General features: G+C 73.2%; 22 protein-coding genes (1 of these 22 only partly in view). 9 read left to right on the plus strand and 13 right to left on the minus strand.

From position 1 onward, the window contains the following. A protein-coding gene (trpS, locus tag O7595_RS14005; protein WP_269729021.1) for a tryptophan--tRNA ligase crosses the window boundary here: on the plus strand, positions 1-537 show its 3' portion. The gene continues 462 nt to the left of window position 1, outside the view; the window shows 537 of its 999 coding nt (coding positions 463-999); the start codon falls outside the window, past its left edge; it ends in the stop codon at positions 535-537. Here trpS and O7595_RS14010 read toward each other — a convergent pair. Next, positions 504-1,505 carry a GlxA family transcriptional regulator gene (locus O7595_RS14010; RefSeq protein WP_269729022.1) on the minus strand — a complete coding sequence of 334 codons (1,002 nt, stop codon included), beginning with the start codon at positions 1,503-1,505 and terminating at the stop codon, positions 504-506. The two genes, trpS and O7595_RS14010, sit on opposite strands and share 34 nt — an antisense overlap. Before the next feature lie 75 nt (positions 1,506-1,580). On the opposite strand from O7595_RS14010, the gene O7595_RS14015 reads away from it, so the two are divergent. Continuing rightward, positions 1,581-2,168: a cysteine hydrolase family protein gene (locus O7595_RS14015; protein WP_269729023.1), complete on the plus strand. Its 588-nt coding sequence runs from the start codon at positions 1,581-1,583 to the stop codon at positions 2,166-2,168. Between the two features lie 174 nt (positions 2,169-2,342). On the opposite strand, the gene proC is transcribed toward O7595_RS14015, so the two are convergent. From proC to O7595_RS14045, 6 genes are all read right to left on the minus strand, one after another. Further along, a complete protein-coding gene (gene proC, locus O7595_RS14020) occupies positions 2,343-3,152 on the minus strand; it encodes a pyrroline-5-carboxylate reductase (RefSeq protein WP_269729024.1) in 810 nt (269 codons plus the stop codon). A 136-nt stretch (positions 3,153-3,288) separates the two neighbouring features. Further along, the gene (locus O7595_RS14025) at positions 3,289-4,086 is read right to left on the minus strand and encodes an ABC transporter permease (RefSeq protein WP_269729025.1); all 798 of its coding nucleotides are present in this window, start codon (positions 4,084-4,086) and stop codon (positions 3,289-3,291) included. Beyond that, positions 4,083-4,865, minus strand: coding sequence for an ABC transporter ATP-binding protein (locus O7595_RS14030; protein WP_443071616.1), 783 nt, complete (start codon positions 4,863-4,865; stop codon positions 4,083-4,085). Before O7595_RS14030 ends, O7595_RS14025 begins: the two co-directional genes overlap by 4 nt. A gap of 52 nt (positions 4,866-4,917) precedes the next feature. After that, positions 4,918-6,021, minus strand: a complete 1,104-nt coding sequence (locus tag O7595_RS14035) for an NAD(P)/FAD-dependent oxidoreductase (protein WP_269729026.1) — start codon at positions 6,019-6,021, stop codon at positions 4,918-4,920. Between the two features lie 534 nt (positions 6,022-6,555). Next, positions 6,556-7,122, minus strand: a complete 567-nt coding sequence (locus O7595_RS14040; RefSeq protein WP_443071617.1) for a hypothetical protein — start codon at positions 7,120-7,122, stop codon at positions 6,556-6,558. A gap of 172 nt (positions 7,123-7,294) precedes the next feature. Continuing rightward, the gene (locus tag O7595_RS14045; protein WP_269729027.1) at positions 7,295-7,609 is read right to left on the minus strand and encodes an SH3 domain-containing protein; all 315 of its coding nucleotides are present in this window, start codon (positions 7,607-7,609) and stop codon (positions 7,295-7,297) included. 125 nt (positions 7,610-7,734) lie between these two features. Between O7595_RS14045 and O7595_RS14050 the strand changes: the two genes are divergently transcribed. Beyond that, positions 7,735-9,891, plus strand: coding sequence for a protein kinase domain-containing protein (locus O7595_RS14050; RefSeq protein WP_269729028.1), 2,157 nt, complete (start codon positions 7,735-7,737; stop codon positions 9,889-9,891). Between the two features lie 65 nt (positions 9,892-9,956). Here O7595_RS14050 and ilvD read toward each other — a convergent pair whose 3' ends face one another. The 4 genes from ilvD to O7595_RS14070 all read right to left on the minus strand — a co-directional run bounded on the left by ilvD (position 9,957) and on the right by O7595_RS14070 (position 14,580). After that, positions 9,957-11,807: a dihydroxy-acid dehydratase gene (gene ilvD / locus O7595_RS14055; protein WP_269729029.1), complete on the minus strand. Its 1,851-nt coding sequence runs from the start codon at positions 11,805-11,807 to the stop codon at positions 9,957-9,959. A 351-nt stretch (positions 11,808-12,158) separates the two neighbouring features. Further along, positions 12,159-12,770 (minus strand): TetR/AcrR family transcriptional regulator, encoded by a 612-nt coding sequence (locus O7595_RS14060; protein ID WP_269729030.1) that lies wholly within the window; start codon positions 12,768-12,770, stop codon positions 12,159-12,161. Further along, complete coding sequence (locus tag O7595_RS14065; protein WP_269729032.1) at positions 12,767-13,624, minus strand: sugar phosphate isomerase/epimerase family protein; 858 nt, start codon at positions 13,622-13,624, stop codon at positions 12,767-12,769. Before O7595_RS14065 ends, O7595_RS14060 begins: the two co-directional genes overlap by 4 nt. 23 nt (positions 13,625-13,647) lie before the next feature. After that, entirely contained in the window at positions 13,648-14,580 is a 933-nt protein-coding gene (locus tag O7595_RS14070; RefSeq protein WP_269729033.1) for a Ppx/GppA phosphatase family protein, read from the minus strand. 40 nt (positions 14,581-14,620) lie between these two features. Between O7595_RS14070 and O7595_RS14075 the strand changes: the two genes are divergently transcribed. After that, on the plus strand, positions 14,621-15,451 hold the full coding sequence (locus O7595_RS14075) for a hypothetical protein (protein ID WP_269729034.1): 831 nt from the start codon (positions 14,621-14,623) through the stop codon (positions 15,449-15,451). A 284-nt stretch (positions 15,452-15,735) separates the two neighbouring features. Here O7595_RS14075 and O7595_RS14080 read toward each other — a convergent pair whose 3' ends face one another. Beyond that, positions 15,736-17,484, minus strand: a complete 1,749-nt coding sequence (locus O7595_RS14080) for a BACON domain-containing protein (protein WP_269732483.1) — start codon at positions 17,482-17,484, stop codon at positions 15,736-15,738. 254 nt (positions 17,485-17,738) lie between these two features. Here O7595_RS14080 and radA point away from each other — a divergent pair, with 254 nt between their 5' ends. Further along, positions 17,739-19,148 carry a DNA repair protein RadA gene (gene radA, locus O7595_RS14085; RefSeq protein WP_269729035.1) on the plus strand — a complete coding sequence of 470 codons (1,410 nt, stop codon included), beginning with the start codon at positions 17,739-17,741 and terminating at the stop codon, positions 19,146-19,148. A 44-nt stretch (positions 19,149-19,192) separates the two neighbouring features. Further along, on the plus strand, positions 19,193-20,326 hold the full coding sequence (gene disA, locus O7595_RS14090; protein WP_269729036.1) for a DNA integrity scanning diadenylate cyclase DisA: 1,134 nt from the start codon (positions 19,193-19,195) through the stop codon (positions 20,324-20,326). A gap of 247 nt (positions 20,327-20,573) precedes the next feature. Here disA and O7595_RS14095 read toward each other — a convergent pair whose 3' ends face one another. Then, positions 20,574-21,392 carry a hypothetical protein gene (locus tag O7595_RS14095; RefSeq protein WP_269729037.1) on the minus strand — a complete coding sequence of 273 codons (819 nt, stop codon included), beginning with the start codon at positions 21,390-21,392 and terminating at the stop codon, positions 20,574-20,576. Positions 21,393-22,130: 738 nt separating this feature from the next. Between O7595_RS14095 and O7595_RS14100 the strand changes: the two genes are divergently transcribed. The 3 genes from O7595_RS14100 to O7595_RS14110 all read left to right on the plus strand — a co-directional run bounded on the left by O7595_RS14100 (position 22,131) and on the right by O7595_RS14110 (position 24,530). Then, complete coding sequence (locus O7595_RS14100) at positions 22,131-23,081, plus strand: A/G-specific adenine glycosylase (protein ID WP_269729038.1); 951 nt, start codon at positions 22,131-22,133, stop codon at positions 23,079-23,081. A gap of 169 nt (positions 23,082-23,250) precedes the next feature. After that, positions 23,251-23,829 (plus strand): SigE family RNA polymerase sigma factor, encoded by a 579-nt coding sequence (locus tag O7595_RS14105; protein WP_269729039.1) that lies wholly within the window; start codon positions 23,251-23,253, stop codon positions 23,827-23,829. A gap of 92 nt (positions 23,830-23,921) precedes the next feature. Continuing rightward, positions 23,922-24,530, plus strand: a complete 609-nt coding sequence (locus tag O7595_RS14110) for a hypothetical protein (RefSeq protein ID WP_269729040.1) — start codon at positions 23,922-23,924, stop codon at positions 24,528-24,530. Positions 24,531-24,542: the final 12 nt, after the last annotated feature.

Consider the following 24,542-nt stretch of genomic DNA (forward strand, 5'->3'; position numbering starts at 1 on the left):
CACGTGGAGCTGACGCGCGATCTGGCGATCCGGTTCAACCAGCGGTACGGGCACGTCTTCACGGTTCCGAAGGCCACCCATCCGCAGGTGGCCGCGCGCGTGATGGATCTGCAGGACCCGGCGTCGAAGATGGGGAAGTCCACGGATGGCGGAGCGGGCGTGGTCTGTCTGCTCGACGATCCGGACGTGGTCCGCCGCAAGATCATGCGCGCAGTGACCGACAGCGGTCAGGACGTCGTCCACGACCGCGAGAGCCGGCCCGGCGTGTCGAATCTGCTGGAGATCCTCGCGGCCTGTGAGGACGGGAACCCGGAGGCTCTCGCCGGCGAGTACGAGTCGTACGGCGCGCTCAAGAAGGACACGGCCGAGGCGGTGGTGGAGCTGCTGAGACCGCTGCGGGAGCGGCACGCGGAGCTCGCGGCCGATCCGGCGTACGTGGACGAGGTGCTGAGGGCGGGGGCCGCGAGGGCCCGGGGGCTGGCCCGTCCTCTGGTGGATCGCGCCTATCGGGCGATCGGGCTGCTTCCGGTCTGCTGACGGAAGGCCGCCCGGTAGTCGCGCGGACTGGTGGCGAGGTGGCCGGCGAAGTGCTGGCGCATGGTCACCTCGCTGCCGAATCCCGAGCGGCGGGCGACTTCGGGCATGGGGTGATCGGTGAGTTCGAGGAGCTTCTGGGCGGCTGCCACCCGCTGGGCGATCAGCCAGTGGAGGGGGGTGGTTCCGGTGGTGGCCTGGAAATGACGGGCGAAGGAGCGGGGCGACATCCCTGCGCGGGCGGCGAGTGACGCGACGGTGTGCGGCTCGGCGAGGTGGGCGAGGGCGTAGGCGCGGACGGCGGCGAGAGCGTCGGCGTCCCGATCGGCCCGCGGTGTGGGGTGTTCGATGAACTGGGCCTGGGTTCCCGTGCGGAAGGGCGCGGTGACCATCGAGCGGGCGATGGCGGCGGCTGCTTCGGCGCCGTGGGTGGTGCGGACGAGATGGAGGCACAGATCGATGCCGGCCGCGGTGCCGGCGGAGGTCCAGATGTTGCCGTCGTGGAGGAAGAGTGCGTCGGGGACGACGGTGACCCGGGGATGGTGCTCGCGGAGGAGGTGCGTGAGGCTCCAGTGGGTGATCGCACGCCGCCCGTCGAGGAGGCCCGCCTGGGCGAGGGTGAAGGCGCCTCCGCAGAGTGCGGCGATCGGGGTGCCCCGGTCGTGGGCGTGGCGGAGGGCGTCGAGGACCGGTGAGGGGGCGGGGTTGAGGTGGTCGTCGAGGCCGGGTACGACGACGAGGTCGGCGCGGCGGAGCCAGGCGAGGGTGCGATCGGCGGTGAGGCTCAGACCGCCGCGCATGGGGACGGGTGTGCTGCCGGCCGCGGCGCGGCGGAGTTCGAAGGGGGGTACGCCGCGGTCGGTCCGGTCGACGCCCCAGACCTCGTTGATGACGGAGACGTCGAAGGCCCGCACCCCCGGGAAGGCGAGGAGGGCGATGCGCTGGGGAGTCGCTGTCGTCGATGACGCCATGGGCCGGCAGTAAACCATCGATCGCCGACTTTCGTGCATCTGTGGCGGGGTACGGCGCCCGGGCAGCATGGGGGCATGGAGATCGCGGAGAACGCAGCGCTGGTGGTCGTCGATGTGCAGCAGGGATTCGAGGAGGAGGACTTCTGGGGGCGGCGGAACAACCCGGGGGCGGACGAGAACATCGCCTCACTGATCGATGCCTGGCAGGCGAGCGGCCGTCCGGTCGTGTTCGTACGGCACGACTCGTCGAAGCCGGGTTCGCCGCTGCGGCGGGACCACGCGGGCAACGGGTTCAAGGACTACGTGGAGGGGAGGAGGGGGAAGGGCGACGGACCGGAGTTGCTGGTGACGAAGACCGTGAACTCGGCGTTCTACGGGACCCCGGATCTGGGGACGTGGTTCGGGTCCCAGGGGGTGCGTCAGTTCGTGGTGGCCGGGATCCAGACCAATATGTGCGCGGAGACCACGGCACGGATGGGCGGGAACCTGGGGTACGAGGTGCTGTTCGCGCTGGACGCGACGTACACCTTCGACCTCGTGGGGCCGTTCGGCTGGAGTCTGGGGGCCGATGAGTTGGCGCGGGCCACCGCCGTGTCGCTGCACGGGGGTGGGTTCGCGACGGTGGTCACGACGGAGGAGCTGGTGGCAGCCGCCCGGAAGTGAGCACCGGCTCGCGTTCGGGCGAACGCGACCGCCTGCGGACTCCGGGCCGTCGGGACGGCGATCAGGCCGGGTCGGCCCGGGCCGCGCACGCCCGACGGCCGGGAGGCCGGTACCGCGACCGCCGGCGTGGGTCCCGGGAGCCCGTCGGGCGCGAGGCCAGGCGTCGCCCCGGTCTCAGCCGTTGCCGGAAGCGAGCTCGCGGCTGCGGTCACGGGCCGCTTCCAGAGCGGCGATGAGGGCGGCGCGCACGCCGTGGTTCTCGAGTTCGCGGATGGCGTTGATGGTGGTGCCCGCGGGAGAGGTGACGGCCTCGCGGAGCTTGACCGGGTGCTCGCCGGAGTCGCGCAGCATCACCGCGGCGCCGATCGCGGCCTGGACGATCAGGTCGTGGGCCTGGGCCCGGGGCAGGCCGAGGAGGATGCCGGCGTCGGTCATGGCCTCGACGAGGAAGTAGAAGTAGGCAGGGCCGGAGCCGGAGAGGGCGGTGGCGGCGTCCTGCTGGGACTCGGGGACCCGAAGGGTCTTGCCGACTCCGCCGAAGATCTCCTCGGTGTGGGCCAGGTGCTCGGCGGTGGCGTGGCTGCCGCCCGAGATCACGGACATGCCCTCGTCGACGAGGACGGGAGTGTTGGGCATGACCCGGACGACGGGGGTGTTGGGGGCCAGCCGACCCTCGATGGTGGCGGTGGTGATACCGGCGGCGGCGCTGATCACGAGGCGGTCGGCCGAGACGTGGGGGGCGAGCTCGTCGAGAAGCCTGCTCATGTCCTGCGGCTTGACGGCCAGGATGAGGGTGTCGGCCCGTTTGGCGGCGTCCGCGTTGGTGACGGCTTCGACGCCGTAGCGGGTGCGGAGCTCCTCGGCGCGGTCGGCCCGGCGGGTGGTGACCAGCAGGGCGGAGGCGGGCCAGCCGGCCCGGATCATGCCGCTGAGCAGGGCCTCGCCGATCTTGCCGGTGCCGAGGACTGCGACTGTCTGGGTCATGCGGGTCACCTCGCCGGGGTGGTGCGTGTGCACGTGATGGTCGTCCGTGTCCGTGGCCGGTCGCTTCCCGGTCCTCCACGGACATGGACATCCTTGCACCGGGCCCCCCGTGGTGTCGGCGGTGTCCGAGGGGCGGTCACGCGGTACGGCGGCGGAGGGTGGCCGCGCCCAGGGAGAGGACGAGGAGGGCGCAGGCGGAGACGACGAGGACGTCGCGGAGGAAGTCGGCGGTGACGTCGGTGTGGCGGAGGACCTCGTTCATGCCGTCGACGGCGTACGACATGGGCAGCACGTTCGAGATGCCCTCGAGGACGGGCTGCATGTTGTCGCGGGCGGTGAAGAGGCCGCAGAGGAGGAGCTGGGGGAAGATCACGGCGGGCATGAACTGGACCGCCTGGAACTCGGAAGCGGCGAAGGCGGAGACGAACAGGCCGAGGGCGGTGCCGAGCAGGGCGTCCAGCAGCGCGACCAGGAGCAGCAGCCAGGTGGAGCCGACGACGTCCAGGCCGAGGAACCAGACCGCGAGCCCGGTCGCGAGGGCGGACTGGACGACGGCCAGCAGGCCGAAGGCCAGCGCGTAGCCGGCGATGAGGTCGGCCTTCCCGAGAGGCATGGCGAGCAGGCGTTCGAGGGTGCCGGAGGTGCGCTCCCGCAGCGTCGCGATGGACGTGATCAGGAACATCGTGATCAGCGGGAAGATGCCGAGCAGCGAGGCGCCGATGGCGTCGAAGGTCTGCGGGCTTCCGTCGAAGACGTAGCGCAGCAGGAAGAGCATCAGGCACGGCACCAGGAGCATCAGGGCGATCGAGCGGGGATCGTGCCGCAGCTGCCGCAGGACCCGGGCGGCGGTTGCGAGGGTGCGGGACGGGGAGAGCGCGGAGGCGGCGGCGTTCGCGGGTGAGGGAGCGGGAGCGGGCGACGGGTGGGCGTTCATCGAGCGGTCTCCTGGAGGGCGTTGGCCGTGTCGACGAGGTGGAGGAAGGCGTCTTCGACGGTGGCGGTGTCGTTGCGGCGGCGGAGGGCGCCGGGGGTGTCGTCGGCGAGGAGTTCGCCTTCGCGCAGCAGGAGGAGCCGGTGGCAGCGCTCGGCCTCGTCCATGACGTGCGAGGAGACGAGGATCGTGGTGCCGCGCTCGTCCGCGACGCGGTGGAAGAGGTCCCAGAGGTCGCGGCGCAGCACCGGGTCGAGGCCGACGGTGGGTTCGTCGAGGACGAGCAGTTCGGGGTCGCCGAGGAGGGCGACGGCGAGGGAGACGCGGCTGCGCTGACCGCCGGAGAGCCTGCCCGCGAGTGAGCCGGCGTGCGCGGCGAGGTCGACGTCCGTGATGGCCCGGGAGACATGTCGCCGGCGCCGTTCGGCGCCGGCGCGGCCGGGGTCGAGGACCGCGGCGAAGTAGTCCAGGTTCTGGCGGACGGTCAGGTCGTCGTAGACGGAGGGGGCCTGGGTGACGTAGCCGATGCGGGAGCGCAGTGCGGCGTGGCCGGCGGGCCGGCCGAGGACGTCGAGGGTACCGGCGACCTTGGCCTGGCTACCGACGACGGCCCGCATGAGGGTGGACTTGCCGCAGCCGGAGGGACCGAGGAGTCCGGTGATCTGCCCTGGCGGCACCTCGAAGTCGAGGTTGCGCAGGACGGTTCGGGAACCGCGGACGACGGTCAGGGCGCGCGCGCGGACGGCCGGTACCGGAGTACCCCCGGATGGATTATTCATCATGCGATGAATAATCCATCCGGGGGAGGTGCCCGTCAAGGTGCGAGGTGGGAACTCAGGACATGCCCGGCGCCAACGGAATGACCCAGGGGCGACGGGCCGCGGTCCGCAGCAGACCGACCGTGGAGCGGACGACCTGCTCCTTGACCCGGGCGGCCGGACGCCCCGTCAGAAAGCGGTCGCGCGGGCTGTCGTCCGGCCGGACGAACTGGACGAGCCCCTCTCGACGGCCGAGGCTCACGCACTGGATCAGGAAGCCGTAGTCGAAGCTGCGCGGCTCCCGTCCGCGGAACTCGGAGATGATCGACGCGGCGGCGTGCGAGCCCGTGGGCATGGCCGTCGCACAGGCCATGCGCAGGGCGCCCGCCCTGGCCGAACTCGCCGCGGCGGCGTCCCCCGCGACGTACACCTCGGGGTGCGCCGGGGAGCGCAGGGCGCCGTCGACCCGGACCCGGCCCGAAGGGTCCAGCGGAAGACCGGCCGCTGCGGCGAGCTCGGTGTTCGGGACCATCGAGGCCGCCCAGACCACCTCGTCGGCGTCGACCGACCCGGGATCCGCGATCCGCCGGCCCTCCTCGATCCGTACACCCCGGGCCCTCAGTACGCCCAGGGCGTGGTCGCGGGCGCGCGGTGCGAAGCCCGAGCCGACCTGACCCTCAGCGTGCAGGCTCACACGCCACTCGGGCCGTGCCTCGGCGAGTTCCGCGGCGAGTTCGATCCCGGTCAGCCCGCCGCCGACGACCGCCACCGAGCCCGGGCCGTCCTGGAGGCGCTTGCACAGGCCCGCGGCGGTCTCGGCGGTGTGGGCGCGTTCGCCCGCCGGTGCGGTGCGGCTGCCCAGGGCGTAGACGAGCCGGTCGTAAGGGAGCCTCCGGCCGTCGTCCGTCGCGACCGTGCGGGTGGCCGGGTCGATCCCGGTGGCCCGCGCCACGATGTGCTCGATCCCCGCCGGGCGCAGGAATCCGGAGAGCGGATGGCTCACATCGGCGCGGACTCCCGCGGCCAGTTCGTGGAGTCGTACGCGCTCGGTGAACCGGTCGCTGGGGTCGATCAGACTCACCCGGGCGTGCGGGGCCAGCCGGAGGGCGGCCATGAGCCCGGCGTAACCGGCGCCGAGGACCAGGACGCGGGGGCGGTTCTCGCTGTTGCGTGTCGTCATGACCATGGGACGGCGTGGCCCCGCCGAATGTGACACGGGAGGGGAGGGCCCGTCGGCGGGCCGCCGATGGACCGGACCGCGTGTGACGCGGCGTTCCGGGACCGACGACGGCGTCGATCCCGGTGCTCCCGCTCATCCCGGTGATCCCGGTGATCCCGAGGCCGTCGAGCTGTGGCACGCGGCCCCGGCGAGCACGGGCCGGGGGCGGCGATCGTGACAGCCAGGTCCACGGCGAAGGCCTCCTCGGCCGCTCCGTCCGGGAGGCGCCCCGGGAGCAGCGCGCGCTCGTCGGCCGGCACGGGTGCGGCGGCTCCGGAGCCCGGAGCCACGCGAAGGACGAGCGGCTGCCCGGATGCGCATGATGGGTGCGGAGCGGGATCCGGCGCGGCCGGCGGGAGCCCGGGACGGCCGGCGGAGCACCGGCGCGAGCCCGGGACAGAGGCCGCGAAGGACGCCCGCGGCCTCGCCGGTGACACACGCGCGTTCAGGGCGCGGTCCGGTCACCCGCGCCTGCCTCTCCTCCGCGCGGTCCGGTCACCCGCGCTTGCGTTTCCTCCGGGCCGCCGGGTTCCCGGTGCGCGAGCCGCGGCGCTTCTCGTACTGCGCGAGGGCCGTCTCGTACTCCACGCGACGCAGCTTCTCCCCCGGTGCCTCGGTGAGCGAACGCAGGAAGTAGGCGAGCAGCGCCCCGATGAAGCCGATCATCCGCAGGCTGCGCAGGGACTCCTCCCGTGCGGGATCGGCCGGGCGGCGCGAGAAGCCCTCCCAGGTCTTGCGGAAGGCGACGGCGCTGCACACCGCGAACGTCACGATCACGAGAAGGTCGACGAAACCGCCGACCCGGGCGGTCTCCAGGCCCTGGTAGGCGAACCGCAGGACGAGGCACCCGGCGACCGCCGCGGCGAGCGAGCCGGCCGCCACGGCGGCGCGGCGCAGACCGTAGCCACCGTCGTGGTCGACCCACGTGGTGCCGAAGAACCTGATCTCCTCGGGCTGCGGCCCGGCGCGGCCACCGCTTCCGGCGCCGGACTCGCCGCCGGGGCCGGCCGCGGAGCCGGAGGTGCGGCTGCGGTGGGATCTGTCGTCGCGGTTCTCGCTCACGCACCCGATTATCCCCGGCGGCCGGGACCCGGGTGCGCGCCCGGCTCCCAGCCGCGGGGCCCCACGGTCGGGCGCAGCGCACGGCCGCGCAACCGGCGCTGCCCGTGTTCACACACGCGTACGACACCACCGCGGCCCCTCACCGTCCCCCGGCGTGCGGGACCCCGGCGGGTCAGGCGCAGCGCACGGCCACGTACCCGTCGCTGCCCGTGTTCACATAGGCGTCGGAGACGAACTGGCCGTTGGCGATGTTGTCCCACAGGTTCGACGTGCCGTACGGGCCGGTGACGGTCTCGCCCGGCTTCTGGCAGTTGATCGGCACACGCGCGCCGTACTGCAGCACCCTGACGATCGGGTACCGGGTTCCCGGCCCGCTGCGGACGTTCAGGCGGTAGCCGGGGGCCACCGCGTAGCGTCTCGTGGCGCGCGGCTCGGCGAGGGCCCGGGGCTCCGCCTCTTCCCCGCTGTCGCTTCCTTCGACGGCCATGAAGGCCTCCCCCGCGTTCGAAAGACATGTTTGCGCCCCGCAGGCTAGCAAGCCGCCGTCGACTCGTACGTGCCATCGACTAGGCTCCGTGAGTCGCGCTTGCGGACAGAACACGGGGGTGGGCGATGCCGCCGCTGCGCAGCACCGGGCCCGTCCCGGAAGCGGAACGTCCTGAGTATGCCGGGCAGTACCGTCTCGAGCGGTGTCTGGGCTCGGGCGGCATGGGTGTGGTGCATCTGGCCACCTCGGCGTCCGGGCTGCGCCTCGCCATCAAGGTCGTCCATGCGGCGCACGCCACGGATCCTGAGTTCAGGGCTCGTTTCCGGCAGGAGGTGGGCGCGGCCCGCCGGGTGAGCGGTGCGTTCACCGCGCCCGTCGTGGACGCCGACCCGGACGCCGGGCGCCCCTGGATGGCGACGCTGTTCATCGAGGGGCAGACGCTTGCCGAACGTGTCAAGGGCAGCGGGCCGTTGAGCCTCGACGAGCTGCGCAGGGTGGGCGCCGGGCTTGCGGAGGCGCTGCGTGACATCCATCGCGCGGGTGTCGTTCACCGCGATCTCAAGCCCAGCAACGTGCTCCTCGCCGCCGACGGCCCGAAGGTCATCGACTTCGGGATCTCCCGTCCCTCGGACAGTGATCTCCGCACGGAGACGGGGAAGTTGATCGGCACTCCCCCGTTCATGGCACCGGAGCAGTTCCAGCGGCCACGTGACGTCGGGCCCGCCGCCGACCTGTTCGCGCTGGGCGCCGTCCTCGTCCACGCGGCGACGGGACGGGGGCCGTTCGACTCCGGCAGCCCGTACATCGTCGCCTATCAGGTCGTGCACAACGAGCCGGACCTGACCGGAGTGCCGGACGAACTCGCACCGCTCCTGACCCGCTGTCTGGCCAAGGACCCTGCCGAACGACCCGCGCCCGACGAGGTGATGGCCGAACTGCGGACCCCGGTGGGGGAAGTGGCGACGGCCTTCATACCGCTGCAACGGACGTCCGCGGCCGGAGGGCCGGACGGCGGATCCGCCTCCCCGGCGGAGGAGGAAGGGGCGGGACCCGCCTCCCGGCCGCGCCGGCGCCTCGTCCGGGGCGCCGCCGTCGGCGGCCTCGTCGTCGGACTGCTCGCGGGCGCGTACGCGGGAATCCGCCTCGCCACGGACGACGGCGCCCGCCCTGCCGGCGCCCCGGTCGCCCACCGCGGCGAGCCTGCCTTCACCGCCTGGCAGACCCCGCTGTCGAAGGACGCCGACGCCCTGCGGACCCCCGCGTGTTCCGCCCACGGCGGATCGCTGTACTGCGCGGCGCCGGGCGTCATGGCGACCCGTCTCGCCGCGGCCGACGGCAAGCCCCTGTGGACGCGCAAGGCCGTCGCCTCCGCGGCCGGAGCGGGGCCGGCCGGGGAGGCGGGCCACCAGGCCGCGGCCCCCGTGCTCTCGGGCGGACTGCTGCTTGTCACCACGGCCGGCGGAGAGCGTCTCGAAGCGCTGGACCCGGAGTCGGGCGCCACGCGCTGGACGGCGTCCATCGGTTCCGCCACGGTCGGCCACGCCGAGGGATGCGTCCTCCTCGCGGGAGCGGACGGGATCGTGCGGGCACTCGACGGCGCGACCGGCGAGGAGCTGTGGCGGAAGCGACGGGGCGCGCCGGGCACCCAGTGGGCGCCGGGCCCGCCCGGTTCCGGGACCGTGTTCGCCGTCACCCCGGGGGCCGACGGCGCCGCCACCGTCGTCCGGGCCGTCGGCACCCGTGACGGCGGTGTGCGCTGGGAGGAGCGCCTGAACGGCTCGCTGTCACCGGTGCCGTCGGTCTCGGAGGGCGCGCTCTTCCTCCTGGCGGCCGATGCCGACGACTTCACCACCGCGGTCGTACGCCTCGACACCGCCACGCGTGAGGTCCGCCGCGTCCCGCTGCCGGTCGACGTCGACCAGGCCCAGGCGGCGGTGGCCGGCGACACGGTCTACCTGGTGGGTGCGGGAGGCTCGCTGCTGGCCGTGGACACCGCGGACGAGGGCCACCGGCGCTGGCAGTTGGAGACGTATGTGGCCAGGTCCTCGCGACCGGTCGCCGACGGGCACCGGGTCTATTTGAGCGGTGCCGACGGGCGGCTGCTGGCGGTCGACGCCGAACGCGGTGTGCAGCTCGGCCAGACGGATCCGCGGATGAGCACGGGACGTTTCACCCACGCGTCGACGCTGCCGGCTCCCGTCACCGCCCCCGGCAAGGTGTTCGCGACCGCTCCGGACGGGAGCGTGTTCGCCGTGGACGCCGCGGACCCTGCGCGCTGGTAGGCGGCCGGGTGCGGCGGAGCCCCGCCGGCTGGGCCGACGGGGCCGGAGCGCGGTGGAGCGGTGGGTCAGCCGAGCCTGTCGACGTCCCGCACCGCGCCCTTGTCCGCGCTCGTCGCCATCGCCGCGTACGCCCGCAGCGCCGCGGAGACCTTGCGCTCGCGGTTCCTCGGCGCGTAGACGCCGCCCAGGGCCTCGCGGCGGGCGGCGAGTGCGGCGTCGTCGACGAGGAGCTCGATGGAGCGGTTCGGGATGTCGATACGGATGCGGTCGCCGTCCTCGACGAGGGCGATCGCGCCGCCGGACGCGGCCTCCGGGGAGGCGTGACCGATGGACAGGCCCGAGGTGCCGCCGGAGAAACGACCGTCGGTGATCAGCGCGCAGGCCTTGCCCAGGCCGCGGCCCTTCAGGAAGGAGGTCGGGTAGAGCATCTCCTGCATACCGGGGCCGCCGCGCGGGCCCTCGTAGCGGATGACGAGGACGTCGCCCTCCTTGACCACCTTGGAGAGGATCTTGTCGACGGCCTCCTCCTGCGACTCGCAGACGACGGCCGGGCCCTCGAAGGTCCAGATGGACTCGTCGACGCCCGCCGTCTTCACGACGCAGCCGTCCTCGGCGATGTTGCCCTTGAGGACGGCGAGGCCGCCGTCCTTGGAGTAGGCGTTCTCGACGGAGCGGATGCACCCGCCCTCGGCGTCGACGTCCAGCGACTCCCAGCGCTCGGACTGCGAGAAGGCGGTGGCGGAGCGGACGCAGCCGGGGGCCGCGTGCCACAGCTCGACGGCCTCGGCGGACGGGGAGCCGCCGCGGACGTCCCAGGTCTTGAGCCATTCGGCCAGGGACGCCGAGTGGACGGTGTGGACGTCCTCGTTCAGCAGCCCGCCCCGGTACAGCTCGCCGAGGATGGCGGGGATGCCCCCGGCCCGGTGGACGTCCTCCATGTAGTACGTGCCGCCCGGCGCGACGTTCGGCGCGACCTTGGCCAGGCACGGCACCCGGCGCGAGACGGCGTCGATGTCCGTCAGGTCGTAGTCGAGCTCGGCCTCCTGTGCGGCGGCGAGCAGGTGGAGGATCGTGTTGGTCGAGCCGCCCATGGCGATGTCGAGGGCCATGGCGTTCTCGAAGGCCTCACGGGTGGCGATGTTGCGCGGGAGGACCGACTCGTCGCCCTCGTCGTAGTAGCGCTTGGTGATCTCGACGACCGTGCGGCCCGCGTTCTCGTACAGCGCGCGGCGGGCGGTGTGGGTGGCGAGGACCGAGCCGTTGCCCGGCAGGGAGAGGCCGATGGCCTCGGTCAGGCAGTTCATCGAGTTGGCGGTGAACATGCCCGAACAGGAACCGCAGGTCGGGCAGGCGTTCTCCTCGATGCGCAGCACGTCCTCGTCCGAGACGTTCTCGTTGACCGAGTCGACGATGGCGTTGATCAGGTCGAGTTTGCGGACCGTGCCGTCGACGAGGGTGGCCTGACCGGCCTCCATCGGGCCGCCGGAGACGAAGACCGCCGGGATGTTGAGGCGCATGGCGGCCATCAGCATGCCCGGGGTGATCTTGTCGCAGTTGGAGATGCAGATCAGGGCGTCGGCACAGTGGGCCTCGACCATGTACTCCACGGAGTCCGCGATCAGGTCGCGCGACGGCAGCGAGTAGAGCATGCCGCCGTGGCCCATCGCGATGCCGTCGTCGACGGCGATGGTGTTGAACTCGCGGGGCACCGCACCCGCCGCCAGGACGGCGTCCGAGACGATCCGGCCGACCGGGGCGAGGTGGGTGTGCCCGGGGACGAACTCCGTGAAGGAGTTGGCGACCGCGATGACCGGCTTGCCGATGTCCGCGCTCGCTACGCCCGATGCCCGCATAAGGGCGCGGGCGCCCGCCATGTTGCGGCCGTGGGTGACTGTGCGGGACCTCAGCTCGGGCATCGTCGCTCGCTCCTTCAGACAGTTCTGGCTTTCTCGAGCGTACGCCGATGCTCCAAGATCTGGACGTCCTGTCCGGAATGCGGGACGAAGGTCCGCCTTTCGGTCAGCGCCTCGGACGTCCGTACGAACGGTACGCGCCCGCGTCCGGCCCGCCGGGCGCGGGACGCTCCGTCGCCCCGTTCCGGCGGCGCATCGGGCACGGCCGGGAGAGCCACCCGGATCGGCAGCCGGTCCGCCCTCAGGAACCGCCTCGGGCCGCGGGCCGCCCGGTTCCGGAGCCCGAACACGGTTCGGTCCGGTCCGGACCGAAGGCAGTCCGGACCGGGCCGGGCCGTCATACCCGGCCCGGACTCACGCCTCGGTGAGGTACCTCTGCAGCGTCGGCGCGACCATCGCGATGATCTCCTCCGGGTCCACCGTGGCCAGCGGCTCCACCTGGACCACATAGCGCAGGATGGCGATTCCGATCATGTGCGAGGCGGCCAGCTCGGCCCGGAACTTCGGGTCCGGCACGTCAAGGTCGGCCGCGATCCGCTCCAGCATCCGTCTTAGGACGAAGCCTCGCAGCACCTTCGCGGCGGCCTCGTGCGTCAGCGCGGAGCGGAGGATCGCGAGCAGCGGTGCCCGGCTCACCGGGTTCTCCCACACCCCGACGAAGTAGCGGGCCAGCCGCTCGCCGACGCCGTCCTTGCCCTCGCCGAGGATCGTCGGCACGACCAGCGCCGGCTCGAAGGACACCTCGATGGCGGCCGCGAAGACCTCGTCCTTGGTGCCGAAGTAGTGGTGGACGAGAGCGGGGTCCACCCCCGCGGCCTTGGCGATCCCCCGTACGGAGGTCTTGTCGTACCCGTGCTCGGCGAACTCCTCCCGGGCCGCTTCGAGAATCCGTTCCCGGGCGCCGGGGCCGGTCTCCGCCTCGGTGCGGGCGGGCCGGCCGCGCCGTCTGGGCCCCCCGCCGGTCATGATCCGCCCGGGTCCGCCGTGCCGGGGCGACCGCCCCGCGACTGCGCGTTCGCCGATGCCAGGTGCAGCCGGGTGAAGGCCAGCGCCTCCGCGAGGTCGGCCTCGCGTTCGGCGGCCGACATCGCCCGCCGGGTGTTCACCTCGATGACGACGTGGCCGTCGAAGCCACTGCCGGCCAGGTGCTCCAGCAGCTCCGCGCACGGCTGGTCACCACGGCCCGGCACCAGGTGCTCGTCCTTCGCCGAGCCCTTGCCGTCCGCGAGGTGGACGTGGCCGAGCCGGTCTCCCATGCGGTCGACCATGGCGAGGGTGTCCGTGCGGGACGTCGCCGTGTGGGAGAGGTCGATCGTGAAGTGCCGGTAGTCCTCCTTGGTGACGTCCCAGTCGGGGGCGTACGCGAGCATCTCGCGGTCCCGGTAGCGCCAGGGGTACATGTTCTCGACGGCGAAGCGCACGTCCGTCTCGTTGGCCATCCGCCAGATCCCGGAGACGAAGTCCCGGGCGTACTGCCGCTGCCAGCGGAACGGCGGGTGGACGACGACGGTCGACGCGCCGAGCTTCTCGGCGGCCGCCTGGGCGCGCTGGAGCTTCACCCAGGGATCGGTGGACCAGACGCGCTGGGTGATGAGCAGACAGGGCGCGTGGACGGCCAGTATCGGCATCTCGTGGTAGTCGGAGAGCCGGCGCAGCGCCTCGATGTCCTGGCTCACGGGATCGGTCCAGACCATGACCTCGACGCCGTCGTAGCCGAGGCGCGCGGCGATCTCGAAGGCCGTCGCCGTCGACTCCGGATAGACGGAGGCCGTCGACAGGGCGACCTTCGCATCCGGGATGCGCACCACTGGTTCTGCCACGAGGGACAGATTACGGGCCCGCATCAGAGGGTGGGGAGGTGATCCAGCCTCCGCAGGATCACCCCCTCGCGGAGCGCCCAGGGGCAGATCTCCAGTTCGTCGACGCCGAAGAGGTCCATCGCACCCTCCGCGACCAGCGCTCCTGCCAGCAGCTGGCCGGCCCGGCCCTCGGAGACGCCGGGCAGGGTGGCGCGCTGCGCGGCCGTCATCGCGGCGAGCTTCGGAACCCACTCCTCCAGTGACGTTCGACTCAGTTCGCGCTGGGTGTACAGGCCCTCGGCGGAGCGGGCGGCGCCCGCGATCCGGGCGAGCTGCTTGAAGGTCTTGGACGTGGCGACGACGTGGTCCGGTCGGCCGAACCGGCTGAACTCGCCGACCGTACGGGCGATCTGCGCCCGCACATGGCGGCGCAGCCCGCGGACGTCCTCCGGGTCGGGCGGATCGCCGGGCAGCATCCCGGCGGTCAGCCGGCCGGCGCCGAGCGGCAGGCTGACGGCGATGTCGGGGTCCTCGTCGATGCCGCAGGCGATCTCCAGCGAGCCGCCGCCGATGTCGAGGACCAGCAGCTTCCCGGACGACCAGCCGAACCAGCGCCGGGCGGCCAGGAACGTCAGCCGGGCCTCCTCGTCGCCGGTGAGGACCTGGAGGTCGACGCCGGTCACCGCCTTCACCCGGGACAGGACGTCGTCGGCGTTGGCGGCCTCCCGCACGGCGGAGGTCGCGAACGGCAGCACGTCCTCGCAGCCCTTGTCCTCGGCTGCCTGCAGGGCGTCGTTGAGCGTGCCGATCAGCCGCTCGACGCCCTCGGGGCCGATGGCCCCGTCGCCGTCGAGCAGCTCCGCCAGGCGCAGTTCCGCCTTGTGGGAGTGGGCGGGCAGCGGCCGGGCGCCGGGGTGGGCGTCCACCACCAGAAGGTGCACTGTGTTCGAACCGACGTCGAGGACTCCGAGTCTCATGTACGGAACGCTACTGCGGCGACGCGCATACGCTGGAGTCGTGCCAAAGACGAAAAAGGCGAAGCAGGACAAAGCCCAGCCGAAGAAGCCCACTGCCACCTCTCACGGCCCTTCGCAGGCCGAACCGGACGAGAAGGGCCTGGACTTTCCGCGGGCCTGGGTCGAGTTCCCGGACCCGGCGGACGACGAACAGCTCTTCCGCTGCGACCTGACGTGGCTGACCTCGCGCTGGAACTGCATTTTCGGCAGCGGCTGCCAGGGCATCCAGGCAGGACGCGCGGACGACGGTTGCTGCACGCTCGGTGCGCACTTCTCCGACGAGGACGACGAGAAGCGGGTCGCCGAGCATGTGGCACGTCTCACCCCCGAGGTCTGGGAGTTCCACGACATCGGCCGCGCGTCGGGCTGGGCCGAGGTCAACGAGGACGGTGACCGGCAGACGCGGCGCTGGAAGGGCTCCTGCATCTTCCAGAACCGGCCGGGCTTCGCGGGCGGCGTGGGGTGCTCGCTGCACATCCTGGCGCTGCAGGAGGGTCGGGAGCCGCTGGAGACCAAGCCCGACGTGTGCTGGCAGCTGCCGATCCGCCGCACGTACGAGTGGATCGACCGGCCGGACGACACGCGGGTCCTCCAGGTCTCCATCGGCGAGTACGACCGCAGGGGCTGGGGCCCCGGGGGCCACGACCTGCACTGGTGGTGCACGTCGGCGACCTCGGCGCACGGCGCGGGGGATCCGGTCTACGTGACCTACCGGCCCGAGCTGACGGAGCTGATGGGCAAGGCGGCGTACGACGTGCTCGTGGAGCTGTGCGAGGCGCGGCTGGCCTCGCAGCTGCCGCTGATGGCGCCGCACCCGGCGGATCCCGCGTAGACGCATTCCGGCGGGCGGGCCCGCCCGCCGACGCCGCGAGATCACGGACCCGGCGGATGTGCGGGCGACATCAGCGACGACTCCCTGGCCGAGCATCAGCCGCGGACCCGGCGGATGTGCGGGCCGCGGCCTTCGGCAGTGCCGGGGCGGACCACGCCCGGCCGCACCGGATCGTGACCGTGCGGGCTGCCCCTCGCTACGGAGGCGCGGCCCGGCGCCGGGGGGTCCCGCCTGGTCCACGGCGTCTGGCACCCGAGTACCGGTGCACCGGGAGAAACGCTTCGTCAGCCTGGCGTTGCCGGGGCCTCGCTCAGCGGGGGCGGGGAGGGGTCGGTCGAGGACGGAGGGGGTTCGGAGGACGGCGGGGGTTCCGACGACGGCGGAGGCTCGGACGACGGCGGAGGTTCCGACGACGGCGGAGGTTCCGACGACGGAGGGGGTTCCGACGACGGCGGAGGCTCGGACGACGGCGGAGGTTCCGACGACGGCGGAGGTTCCGACGGCGGCGGGGTCGGCGGCGCCCCCTCCCCGCGGATCTGCAGGACCGTTCCGGCGGGGTCGACACCGACACGGGCGCTCCACGGACCGGCAGGTTCGGCAGCGTGGTCGACATGGACGCGGACGACGGCCGACTGCCCCGGAGCCAGCGTGCCGGAGGTGCGGTCGGCGTAGAGCCACGGCGCGTCCGTCCACAGGGACCAGGAAACCGGGGCACCGCCGGAGGCGGTGAGGGTGAGCATCGTGGACCCGCCGTGCGGTCGTGCCTCGACGGAGAGCAGGCCGGAGCCCCGTCCCGCCACCCCGGCGGAGCCGGGCGGGAGGCCGGGACTGATCACCTCGACGGTGACACCGCCGGCCCCCGGGCTCGGCAGCCCGCCGGCGACCTGAGGGTCCGCGGAGTCCCGACGCGCGTTGCCGGCGTTCTCGTACCGGTCGTACGGGACGCCACCCACGGGCTGCGCCGCGTCGGCCTCGCTGGCGGAGACCGAGGAGTCCTCGCGTGCCTCGCCGGTCAGCGGGGCGCCCCGGTAGGCGGCCCAGAGGGCGAGCACGGGCGCGGCGACGACGGTCGCGACCACGGTGGTGGTGACGGCGCGGGCCCGCAGCCGGCCGCGCCGGGCGGCATGGTCCTTGGGGTCCAGGGGAAAGCCGTCGCGGCGGAAACGGGGCGCTGCGGCACGGGCGCGCGGGAGGCGCAGCAACGCCGCGTGCGCCTCGGCACGGGGTGCGGTGACCAGGGGCAGTGCGGCGGGCGTGACCGTCGACCCCGGCCATGGTCCCGCGGCGCCCGCCCGCTCGGCCGCGCGGCGACAGCGCGGACAGTCGTCGACATGACGGACGAGCTCACGCCGCAGCGCGGCGGAGAGCAGCACCCTGCGGTCCTCGGTGAGCCGAGCCACGGAGGGGCAGTTGCCGGTCTCGACGACGGCGAGCGCGGCACGGGTGCGCTCCACCTCGCAGGCGGCGGACGAGAGCAGTTCGCGTGCGCTGGCCGGCTCCATCCCGAGCACGGCGGCGACGTCATGGGAACCGAGCCGGTGCCGCACGGCCAGTTCCAGCGCCTCCCGCTGCTCGGGCGTGGTGCCCGCGGCCTCGGGCCAGGCCAGCCGGGCGAGCTCCGCCCGGTGCCGCTCCTCGGTCTCGGAGGACACCGGGGGCTCGTCCTGGCCCTCCGGGACGGCGGCCCCTCGGGCGGGCGCGCCGGTCCGCGCCGCGTGCGCCCCCGACCCCTGGCGCCTGCGGCGGCGCTGCTCGCCCAGCGCACGCAGGCAGGCCCAGCGGGCGAGTGCGTACAGCCAGGCCTTCCGCCGGTCCTCGTCGGTGGGGCCGCGCCCATGGTGCCGCTCGGCGACGGCCAGGACCTCCCCGAGCACCTCCGTCGCGGCGCCGTGGTCGCACAGCACGGACAGGCAGTAGGTGAACAGCCCGTCCAGATGCGGCTCGTAGCGTGCGGGCGGGGTCTGCCCGAGCGTCGGCCGCGCACGGCGGTGTGCGCGGTGTGCGCCGGTGGATTGCGCGGGGGGCTCCAGCATGCTGCTCGTCACCCGGCGACCGTAGGCAGCCGCTGGCACACCCTTCGCGCGACTTGAGCACATTTAATCCATACGGGTGAAGCGATCCCTCGAAAGAGAACATGCGCATTTGCCACGGTGCGGGTGATTGTGGTTACCAACGTGGCCTATGCGCACCGCATGTGCGACTGTCACCGACCCCGCGGGCCGTCCCGGGCGGCGGACTCCCCGCACCCGTGGGCGCGCTGTCGGTGCGCGCCGCTACGGTTTCCCGCATGGCTGCCCGTACGAAGACTTCCAAGGACCGGCCGTCCTACCGCTGCACCGAGTGCGGATGGACGACCGCCAAGTGGCTCGGCCGCTGCCCCGAATGCCAGGCGTGGGGCACGGTGGAGGAGCAGGGGGCGCCCGCGGTCCGCACGACCGCCGCCGGCCGGGTCACCAACGCCGCCCTGCCCATCGGCCAGGTGGACGGCCGCCAGGCGGCGGCCCGCACGACCGGCGTCGACGAGTTGGACCGGGTGCTCGGCGGGGGGCTGGTGCCGGGCGCCGTCGTGCTCCTCGCGGGTGAGCCGGGCGTCGGGAAGTCCACGCTCCTGCTCGACGTCGCGGCGAAGGCGGCCGGCGACGACCACCGCACGCTCTACGTCACGGGCGAGGAGTCCGCGAGCCAGGTCCGGCTGCGCGCCGACCGGATCGGCGCGCTGCACGACCAGCTGTACCTCGCGGCCGAGACCGACCTGTCCGCCGTTCTCGGGCACCTCGACGCGGTCAAGCCCTCCCTGCTCGTCCTGGACTCCGTCCAGACGGTGGCCTCCCCCGAGATCGACGGCGCGCCCGGCGGGATGGCACAGGTCCGGGAGGTCGCGGGAGCGCTGATCCGCGCCTCCAAGGAGCGGGGGATGTCCACGCTGCTGGTGGGCCACGTCACCAAGGACGGCGCGATCGCCGGTCCCCGACTGCTGGAGCACCTCGTCGACGTCGTGCTCCACTTCGAGGGCGACCGGCACGCACGATTGCGCCTCGTACGGGGCGTCAAGAACCGGTACGGAGCCACGGACGAGGTCGGCTGCTTCGAACTGCACGACGAGGGCATCACCGGACTCGCCGACCCCAGCGGGCTGTTCCTCACCCGGCGCGACGAGCCCGTGCCGGGCACCTGCCTCACGGTGACGCTGGAGGGCCGCCGCCCGCTGGTCGCCGAGGTGCAGGCGCTGACCGTCGACTCGCAGATCCCCTCACCCCGGCGCACCACCTCCGGGCTGGAGACCTCCCGGGTGTCGATGATGCTGGCCGTGCTCGAGCAGCGGGGCAGGATCAGCGCCCTGGGCAAAAGGGACATCTACAGCGCGACGGTGGGTGGCGTGAAGCTCTCCGAGCCCGCGGCGGACCTCGCGGTGGCCCTGGCGCTGGCCTCCGCCGCGAGTGACACTCCGCTGCCGAAGAACCTGGTGGCGATCGGCGAGGTGGGGCTCGCGGGCGAGGTGAGACGCGTCACGGGCGTCCAGCGCCGGCTGGCCGAGGCGCACCGCCTGGGCTTCACTCACGCGCTGGTCCCGTCCGATCCGGGCAGGGTTCCGCCTGGTATGAAGGTCACGGAAGTCGCCGACATGGGGGACGCGCTGAGAGTGCTCCCGCGCGGGCGTAGGGCAGAGGCCCCACGGGCGGACGACGCGCGCCGGTAGACTTTGCCCTGGTCTCGCCCGCCCGTACGAGCCGGAGGAGTGCAGTGGCAGCCAACGACCGGGGCTCAGCACCCGGAAAGTCCGGCGGAGGCCCCGGGGGATCCGGCACGGACGCGCTGATGCGCGCCTCGCTCAGTGCGGTCGCCCCGGGCACCGCCCTGCGTGACGGTCTCGAGCGCATTCTTCGGGGCAACACGGGCGGCCTCATCGTCCTGGGAATGGACAAATCGGTCGAATCCATGTGCACGGGCGGCTTCGTGCTGGACGTGGAGTTCACGGCCACACGACTGCGCGAACTGTGCAAGCTCGACGGCGCGCTGATCCTCGACAAGGACATCACCAAGATCCATCGGGCCGGTGTGCAGCTCGTCCCCGACGCGTCGATCCCGACCGAGGAGACCGGCACCCGGCACCGGACCGCGGACCGGGTCTCCAAGCAGTGCGGCTTCCCCGTCGTCTCCGTGTCCCAGTCGATGCGCCTCATCGCGCTCTACGTGGACGGCGAGCGGCGGGTCCTGGAGGAGTCCGCGGCGATCCTGTCCCGGGCGAACCAGGCGCTGGCCACGCTCGAGCGCTACAAGCTCCGGCTGGACGAGGTCGCGGGCACGCTCTCGGCCCTGGAGATCGAGGACCTGGTGACGGTACGGGACGTCACGGCGGTCGCGCAGCGGTTGGAGATGGTGCGCCGTATCGCCACCGAGATCGAGCAGTACGTGGTGGAGCTCGGCACCGACGGCCGGCTCCTCGCGCTCCAGCTCGACGAGTTGATCGCCGGCGTGGAACCGGAGCGGGGGCTCGTCATCCGCGACTACGTCCCGGAACCGACCGCCAAGCGCTCCCGCACGGTCGACGAGGCGCTCGCCGAGCTCAACGACCTGACCCACGCCGAGCTGCTGGAACTGCCCATCGTCGCGCGCGCCCTGGGGTACAGCGGCTCACCCGAGACGCTCGACTCCGCCGTCTCCCCGCGCGGTTACCGGCTGCTGGCGAAGGTGCCGCGGCTGCCCGGCGCGATCATCGAGCGGCTCGTCGAGCACTTCGGCGGCCTGCAGAAGCTCCTGGCGGCCAGCGTCGACGACCTCCAGACGGTCGACGGCGTCGGAGAGGCCCGCGCCCGCAGCGTCCGTGAGGGGCTGTCACGCCTCGCCGAGTCGTCCATCCTGGAGCGCTACGTCTGACGGCCTGGCGGCCGTAGGGCCACGACCCGGCAGGCGGCCGGCCACGGACAGCGGTCGCACGCGGCCCCGCCCTTCCCGTGACGCCCCCGATCGCCGAACCGCTCCTCGCCCGGCGGGGGCCGTCCCGGCCCCTCACCGGCCGGAACCGGCCCGGACCGACGAACTGCGGACCCGGCCCGGGCCGGACCGTCGTCCGCCGAAGGCGACGGTCCGCCGGAGCCGGCCCTCCCGGATGCCCCCGGTCCTACTAGTCCTTCTCCAGCCGGAACGACGCCGGAGCCACCGACGCGCCCGGGAACGCGGCTTCCAGCAGGTACGAGCCGGGGGCCGCGGGAGTGGCCGGCGGGGTCGCGCACTGCGGGGCGCTCCTGCGCCGGTCCCAGTCCACGGCGTGGGTCACGGTCCGGCCCGCGGGGACCTTCAGGAGCAGCGAACCGCCCGCGGTCGGGCAGTCCTTCGAGGACCACACCTTGTCGTTCTCGCCGTCGTTGATGGCGGACACGGTCAACACCGCCTTCCTGGGGCCGAGATCGGCCTTGCAGGTCACGGACGAGCCGTTGTGCACGGCGAGTTCGAACCGGGGACGCTCTCCGGGGGCGTAGGCGGGCTTGACGCTGCGCACCGTCAACTCGACCGCACCCGGCGCGCAGTCGGGGAGTGAGGAACCTGCCGGGACCTGCTCGGCCGGTCCGGTTCCGCCTCCGTTCGCCGCGCCGCCGTTCGCGGCTCCGCCGGCCCCCGGGTCGCCGTTCTTGCCGTCGCCGCCGGTGTCCGCACCCGTGCCCGCGTCACCGCCGGCGCCTTCGCCGGTGCCGCCCGACTCGTCGCGGCCGCCCGGCTGTTCACTGATCGCGGGGCCCGAACCGCTGGGGCCCGGCGTGATGGAGGGCGCGGGCTCGGCGCCGCCCGGCTTGCCGTCGTCGCCCGTACGGCCGCCGGGGTCGCCGGAGCTGACGGCCCAGGCGATCAGCAGTGCGAGCAGCGCGAGCAGCAGCAGCGCGACCGCCCTCCGTCGCCAGTAGATGGAGGAGGGAAGGGGCCCGACCGGATTGCGCAGAGATCCCACGTACCGAACTGTACGAGAGATCGGCGGGCAACTCCGGCCCCACCCGCCGCTCATGGTTCCCGAATGTACCGATCATCATCATGCGCCCCCGATTCCGGCCGCCTTGACGTGCTCGGTCGGGCGCCGAGGGAAACGCGAGCCCGACCGACGGCCCCTGCTCGCCACCGCGACGGGCCGTGTGCACAGCGAGTCCTTCGGACTCCCCGGTGGACGAGGAGCGTCCGCACCGCGCCGCCGCAGGACCGCGCGCGTCTCCGGTGCCGTGCCGGCCGAGGGGCGACCGGCCGTTCCGAGCGCCCCCTCGGCGGCCGCCGGGCGGTCCGCGCCGCACAAGTGCCCGTACGGCCGCGGACCGCCCGGCCCGCCGTTCCCGCGGCCTGCTCATGGCCTGCTCCGCGCCCTCGTCGGGGTGCGCTACCCGCACGCCGCGACCGTGACCCTGCTGCCGGGCACGGCGACCGTGGTCGTGGAGCTCCGTGCGGCCGCCGACCGGGCCGGGCTCCTTCCCCGCCGTGGTGGTCCACCCGGTCGGTCCGGCCGGCAGGGCCGCTCGCGGGCCGCGGACCGGCCGGGACGGCCGCGCGCCGCCCCGCGCCCCGGCGCCCGGGAGCCCGGGCGCGCAGGCCGGGAAATGCACCGATCCGGACGCGGCCGTGTACTCCGACCCGGACCCCGTCACGGGCCGCCCGGAGCGCATACACCGAGTCCGGCGCTGAACATGCCAGGATCGGAGGTGCCATGACTGCGACCGAGATGCCCTCCTCCGTGACCGACGTCCCCTCCGACCCGGACGGTGTGCCCGGCGCCGCCGAGGCCGCCGACGACCTCCACGCCCCCGTCCTCGCCTGGTTCGACCAGCACGCCCGCGACCTGCCCTGGCGCCGCCCCGAGGCCGGTGCGTGGGGGGTGATGGTCAGCGAGTTCATGCTGCAGCAGACCCCCGTCAACCGGGTCCTCCCGGTGTACGAGCAGTGGCTGGCCCGCTGGCCACGCCCCGCGGACCTGGCCGCCGAGGCCCCCGGCGAGGCCGTGCGCGCCTGGGGCCGTCTGGGCTACCCCCGCCGGGCGCTGCGGCTGCACGGAGCCGCGGTCGCGATAACGGAGCGGCACGACGGTGACGTACCCAGCGAGCACGCCCAGCTGCTCGCGCTGCCCGGCATCGGCGAGTACACGGCCGCCGCCGTGGCGTCGTTCGCCTACGGGCAGCGCCACCCGGTCCTGGACACCAATGTCCGCCGGGTGTTCGCCCGCGCGGTCACCGGAGTCCAGTACCCGCCGAACGCGACGACCGCGGCCGAACGCCGGCTGGCCCGCGCGTTGTTGCCGGACGACGAGCCGAAAGCGGCCCGCTGGGCCGCAGCCTCCATGGAACTGGGCGCACTCGTCTGCACCGCGCGCAACGAGGACTGCGGGCGGTGCCCCGTCGCCGGGGTGTGCGTCTGGCGCCTCGCCGGGAAACCGGCGCACGACGGACCGCCCCGGCGCGGCCAGACCTACGCCGGTACGGACCGCCAGGTGCGCGGCAAGCTTCTCGCGGTGCTCCGGGAGTCCGTGCGGCCGGTGCCGCGCGCCGTGCTCGACCGGGTCTGGGACGAGCCCGTCCAGCGGGCCCGGGCCCTGGACGGGCTCGTCTCGGACGGACTGGTCGAACCCCTGGAGAATGACCGGTTCCGGTTGCCGCTGACCTGAGAATCGGTGGCGCCCCGCCTGTTACACAACCGATGGATGGCCGTGCGCCCTCCGACGGCTTCTCCGCACAGCCTCGTGACAACTGCTCCGTAGCTTCTTGTGGCGTAAGCGAGACCACGGAAACACACGGCTTGTCACGGGGCTGGAACGGGGAACGGAGGCGGTTGGAATGGCGCACGCAGAGGTGCTCGAGTTCGAGGAGTACGTCCGCACGCGGCAGGAGGCGCTGCTGCGCAGCGCACGACGGCTCGTCCCCGACCCGGTCGACGCCCAGGACCTGCTGCAGACCGCGCTGGTGCGGACCTACGGCCGGTGGGACGGCATAGCCGACAAGTCCCTCGCCGACGCCTATCTGCGCCGTGTCATGATCAACACGCGTACGGAATGGTGGCGGGCCCGCAAGCTGGAGGAGGTCCCCACCGAGCAGCTGCCGGACGCCAGCGTCGAGGACGTCACCGAGCAGCACGCGGACCGGGCCCTGCTCATGGACGTCCTGAAGGTGCTCGCGCCCAAGCAGCGCAGCGTGGTCGTGCTGCGGCACTGGGAGCAGATGAGCACCGAGGAGACGGCCGCCGCGCTCGGCATGTCGACGGGTACCGTGAAGAGCACGCTGCACCGGGCGCTCGCCAGGCTCCGCCAGGAACTGGAGAGCCGTGAGCTGAACGCCCGGACCATGGAGCGTTCGGATCACGGGAACCACTCGCACGCACGGCGTGAGGAACGGGGGCAGGAGCGTTGCGCGGCCTGATCAGAGGGGCCGGGCCCGGGGACGGGACCGGCCCGCGGGGCGGTCCCACCTTCGGACGGCTCCCGGGCCCGTGGGCGGCGAGTGGCACGGCGATGGCCGGCCTCGCCGCCTTCGGCCTGCTCGCGGCGGGCTGCTCCACCGGCGGCATGGGCACCCGCGACGAGGGTCCGGCGCGTACGGACCCGGTGGCGCAGTCGCCGTCGACGACGGCGCCGACCGCCACGACCTCTCCGGTGCGGAAGGTCGACGCGATCGCGCTGCTCAAGAGCGACCCCAAGGTCAGCAAGGGGGTCAAGGCCGACCTCCGGCCGTGCGCGGCCGACGCCTATGCGATCGACACCTCGTACGGGAGCCTCACGGACAACGCGACGGCACCGGACGTGGTGGTGAATCTGATGACCTGCGGGGATGCCGTGGGGATCGGTACGTACGTGTACCGGGCTATGGACGGGACGTACGAGAATGTCTTCGCGAAGGAGGAGCCCGCCGTCTACGCGACGATCGACCGCGGGGACCTCGTCGTCACCCAGCAGGTCTACGCGAAGGACGACCCGGTCACGTACCCCTCCGGCGAGATCGTGACCACCTACCGCTGGTCGGGGAACAAGTTCACCGAGCACGACCGGGTGCAGAACGAGTACAGCCGGGTCGTCGGCGGTGAGGAAGAGCCGCCGCCGACCCTGGTGCCGAGCGAGAACTGACCCGCGGGCCCG

Origin of the sequence: Streptomyces sp. WMMC940, assembly GCF_027460265.1 — a bacterium.
Taxonomy (GTDB): Bacteria; Actinomycetota; Actinomycetes; order Streptomycetales; family Streptomycetaceae; genus Streptomyces.

Coding starts and splice junctions, on each gene's coding strand:
- O7595_RS14050 (WP_269729028.1), top strand. CDS start 7,735: ATGCCGCCGCTGCGCAGCACCGGGCCCGTCCCGGAAGCGGAACGTCCT.
- radA (WP_269729035.1), top strand. CDS start 17,739: ATGGCTGCCCGTACGAAGACTTCCAAGGACCGGCCGTCCTACCGCTGC.
- O7595_RS14060 (WP_269729030.1), bottom strand. CDS start 12,770: ATGACCGGCGGGGGGCCCAGACGGCGCGGCCGGCCCGCCCGCACCGAG.
- O7595_RS14025 (WP_269729025.1), bottom strand. CDS start 4,086: ATGAACGCCCACCCGTCGCCCGCTCCCGCTCCCTCACCCGCGAACGCC.
- O7595_RS14105 (WP_269729039.1), top strand. CDS start 23,251: ATGGCGCACGCAGAGGTGCTCGAGTTCGAGGAGTACGTCCGCACGCGG.
- O7595_RS14015 (WP_269729023.1), top strand. CDS start 1,581: ATGGAGATCGCGGAGAACGCAGCGCTGGTGGTCGTCGATGTGCAGCAG.
- O7595_RS14030 (WP_443071616.1), bottom strand. CDS start 4,865: ATGATGAATAATCCATCCGGGGGTACTCCGGTACCGGCCGTCCGCGCG.
- proC (WP_269729024.1), bottom strand. CDS start 3,152: ATGACCCAGACAGTCGCAGTCCTCGGCACCGGCAAGATCGGCGAGGCC.
- O7595_RS14080 (WP_269732483.1), bottom strand. CDS start 17,484: ATGCTGGAGCCCCCCGCGCAATCCACCGGCGCACACCGCGCACACCGC.
- O7595_RS14110 (WP_269729040.1), top strand. CDS start 23,922: ATGGCCGGCCTCGCCGCCTTCGGCCTGCTCGCGGCGGGCTGCTCCACC.
- O7595_RS14035 (WP_269729026.1), bottom strand. CDS start 6,021: ATGACGACACGCAACAGCGAGAACCGCCCCCGCGTCCTGGTCCTCGGC.
- O7595_RS14045 (WP_269729027.1), bottom strand. CDS start 7,609: ATGGCCGTCGAAGGAAGCGACAGCGGGGAAGAGGCGGAGCCCCGGGCC.
- O7595_RS14070 (WP_269729033.1), bottom strand. CDS start 14,580: ATGAGACTCGGAGTCCTCGACGTCGGTTCGAACACAGTGCACCTTCTG.
- ilvD (WP_269729029.1), bottom strand. CDS start 11,807: ATGCCCGAGCTGAGGTCCCGCACAGTCACCCACGGCCGCAACATGGCG.
- O7595_RS14100 (WP_269729038.1), top strand. CDS start 22,131: ATGACTGCGACCGAGATGCCCTCCTCCGTGACCGACGTCCCCTCCGAC.
- O7595_RS14010 (WP_269729022.1), bottom strand. CDS start 1,505: ATGGCGTCATCGACGACAGCGACTCCCCAGCGCATCGCCCTCCTCGCC.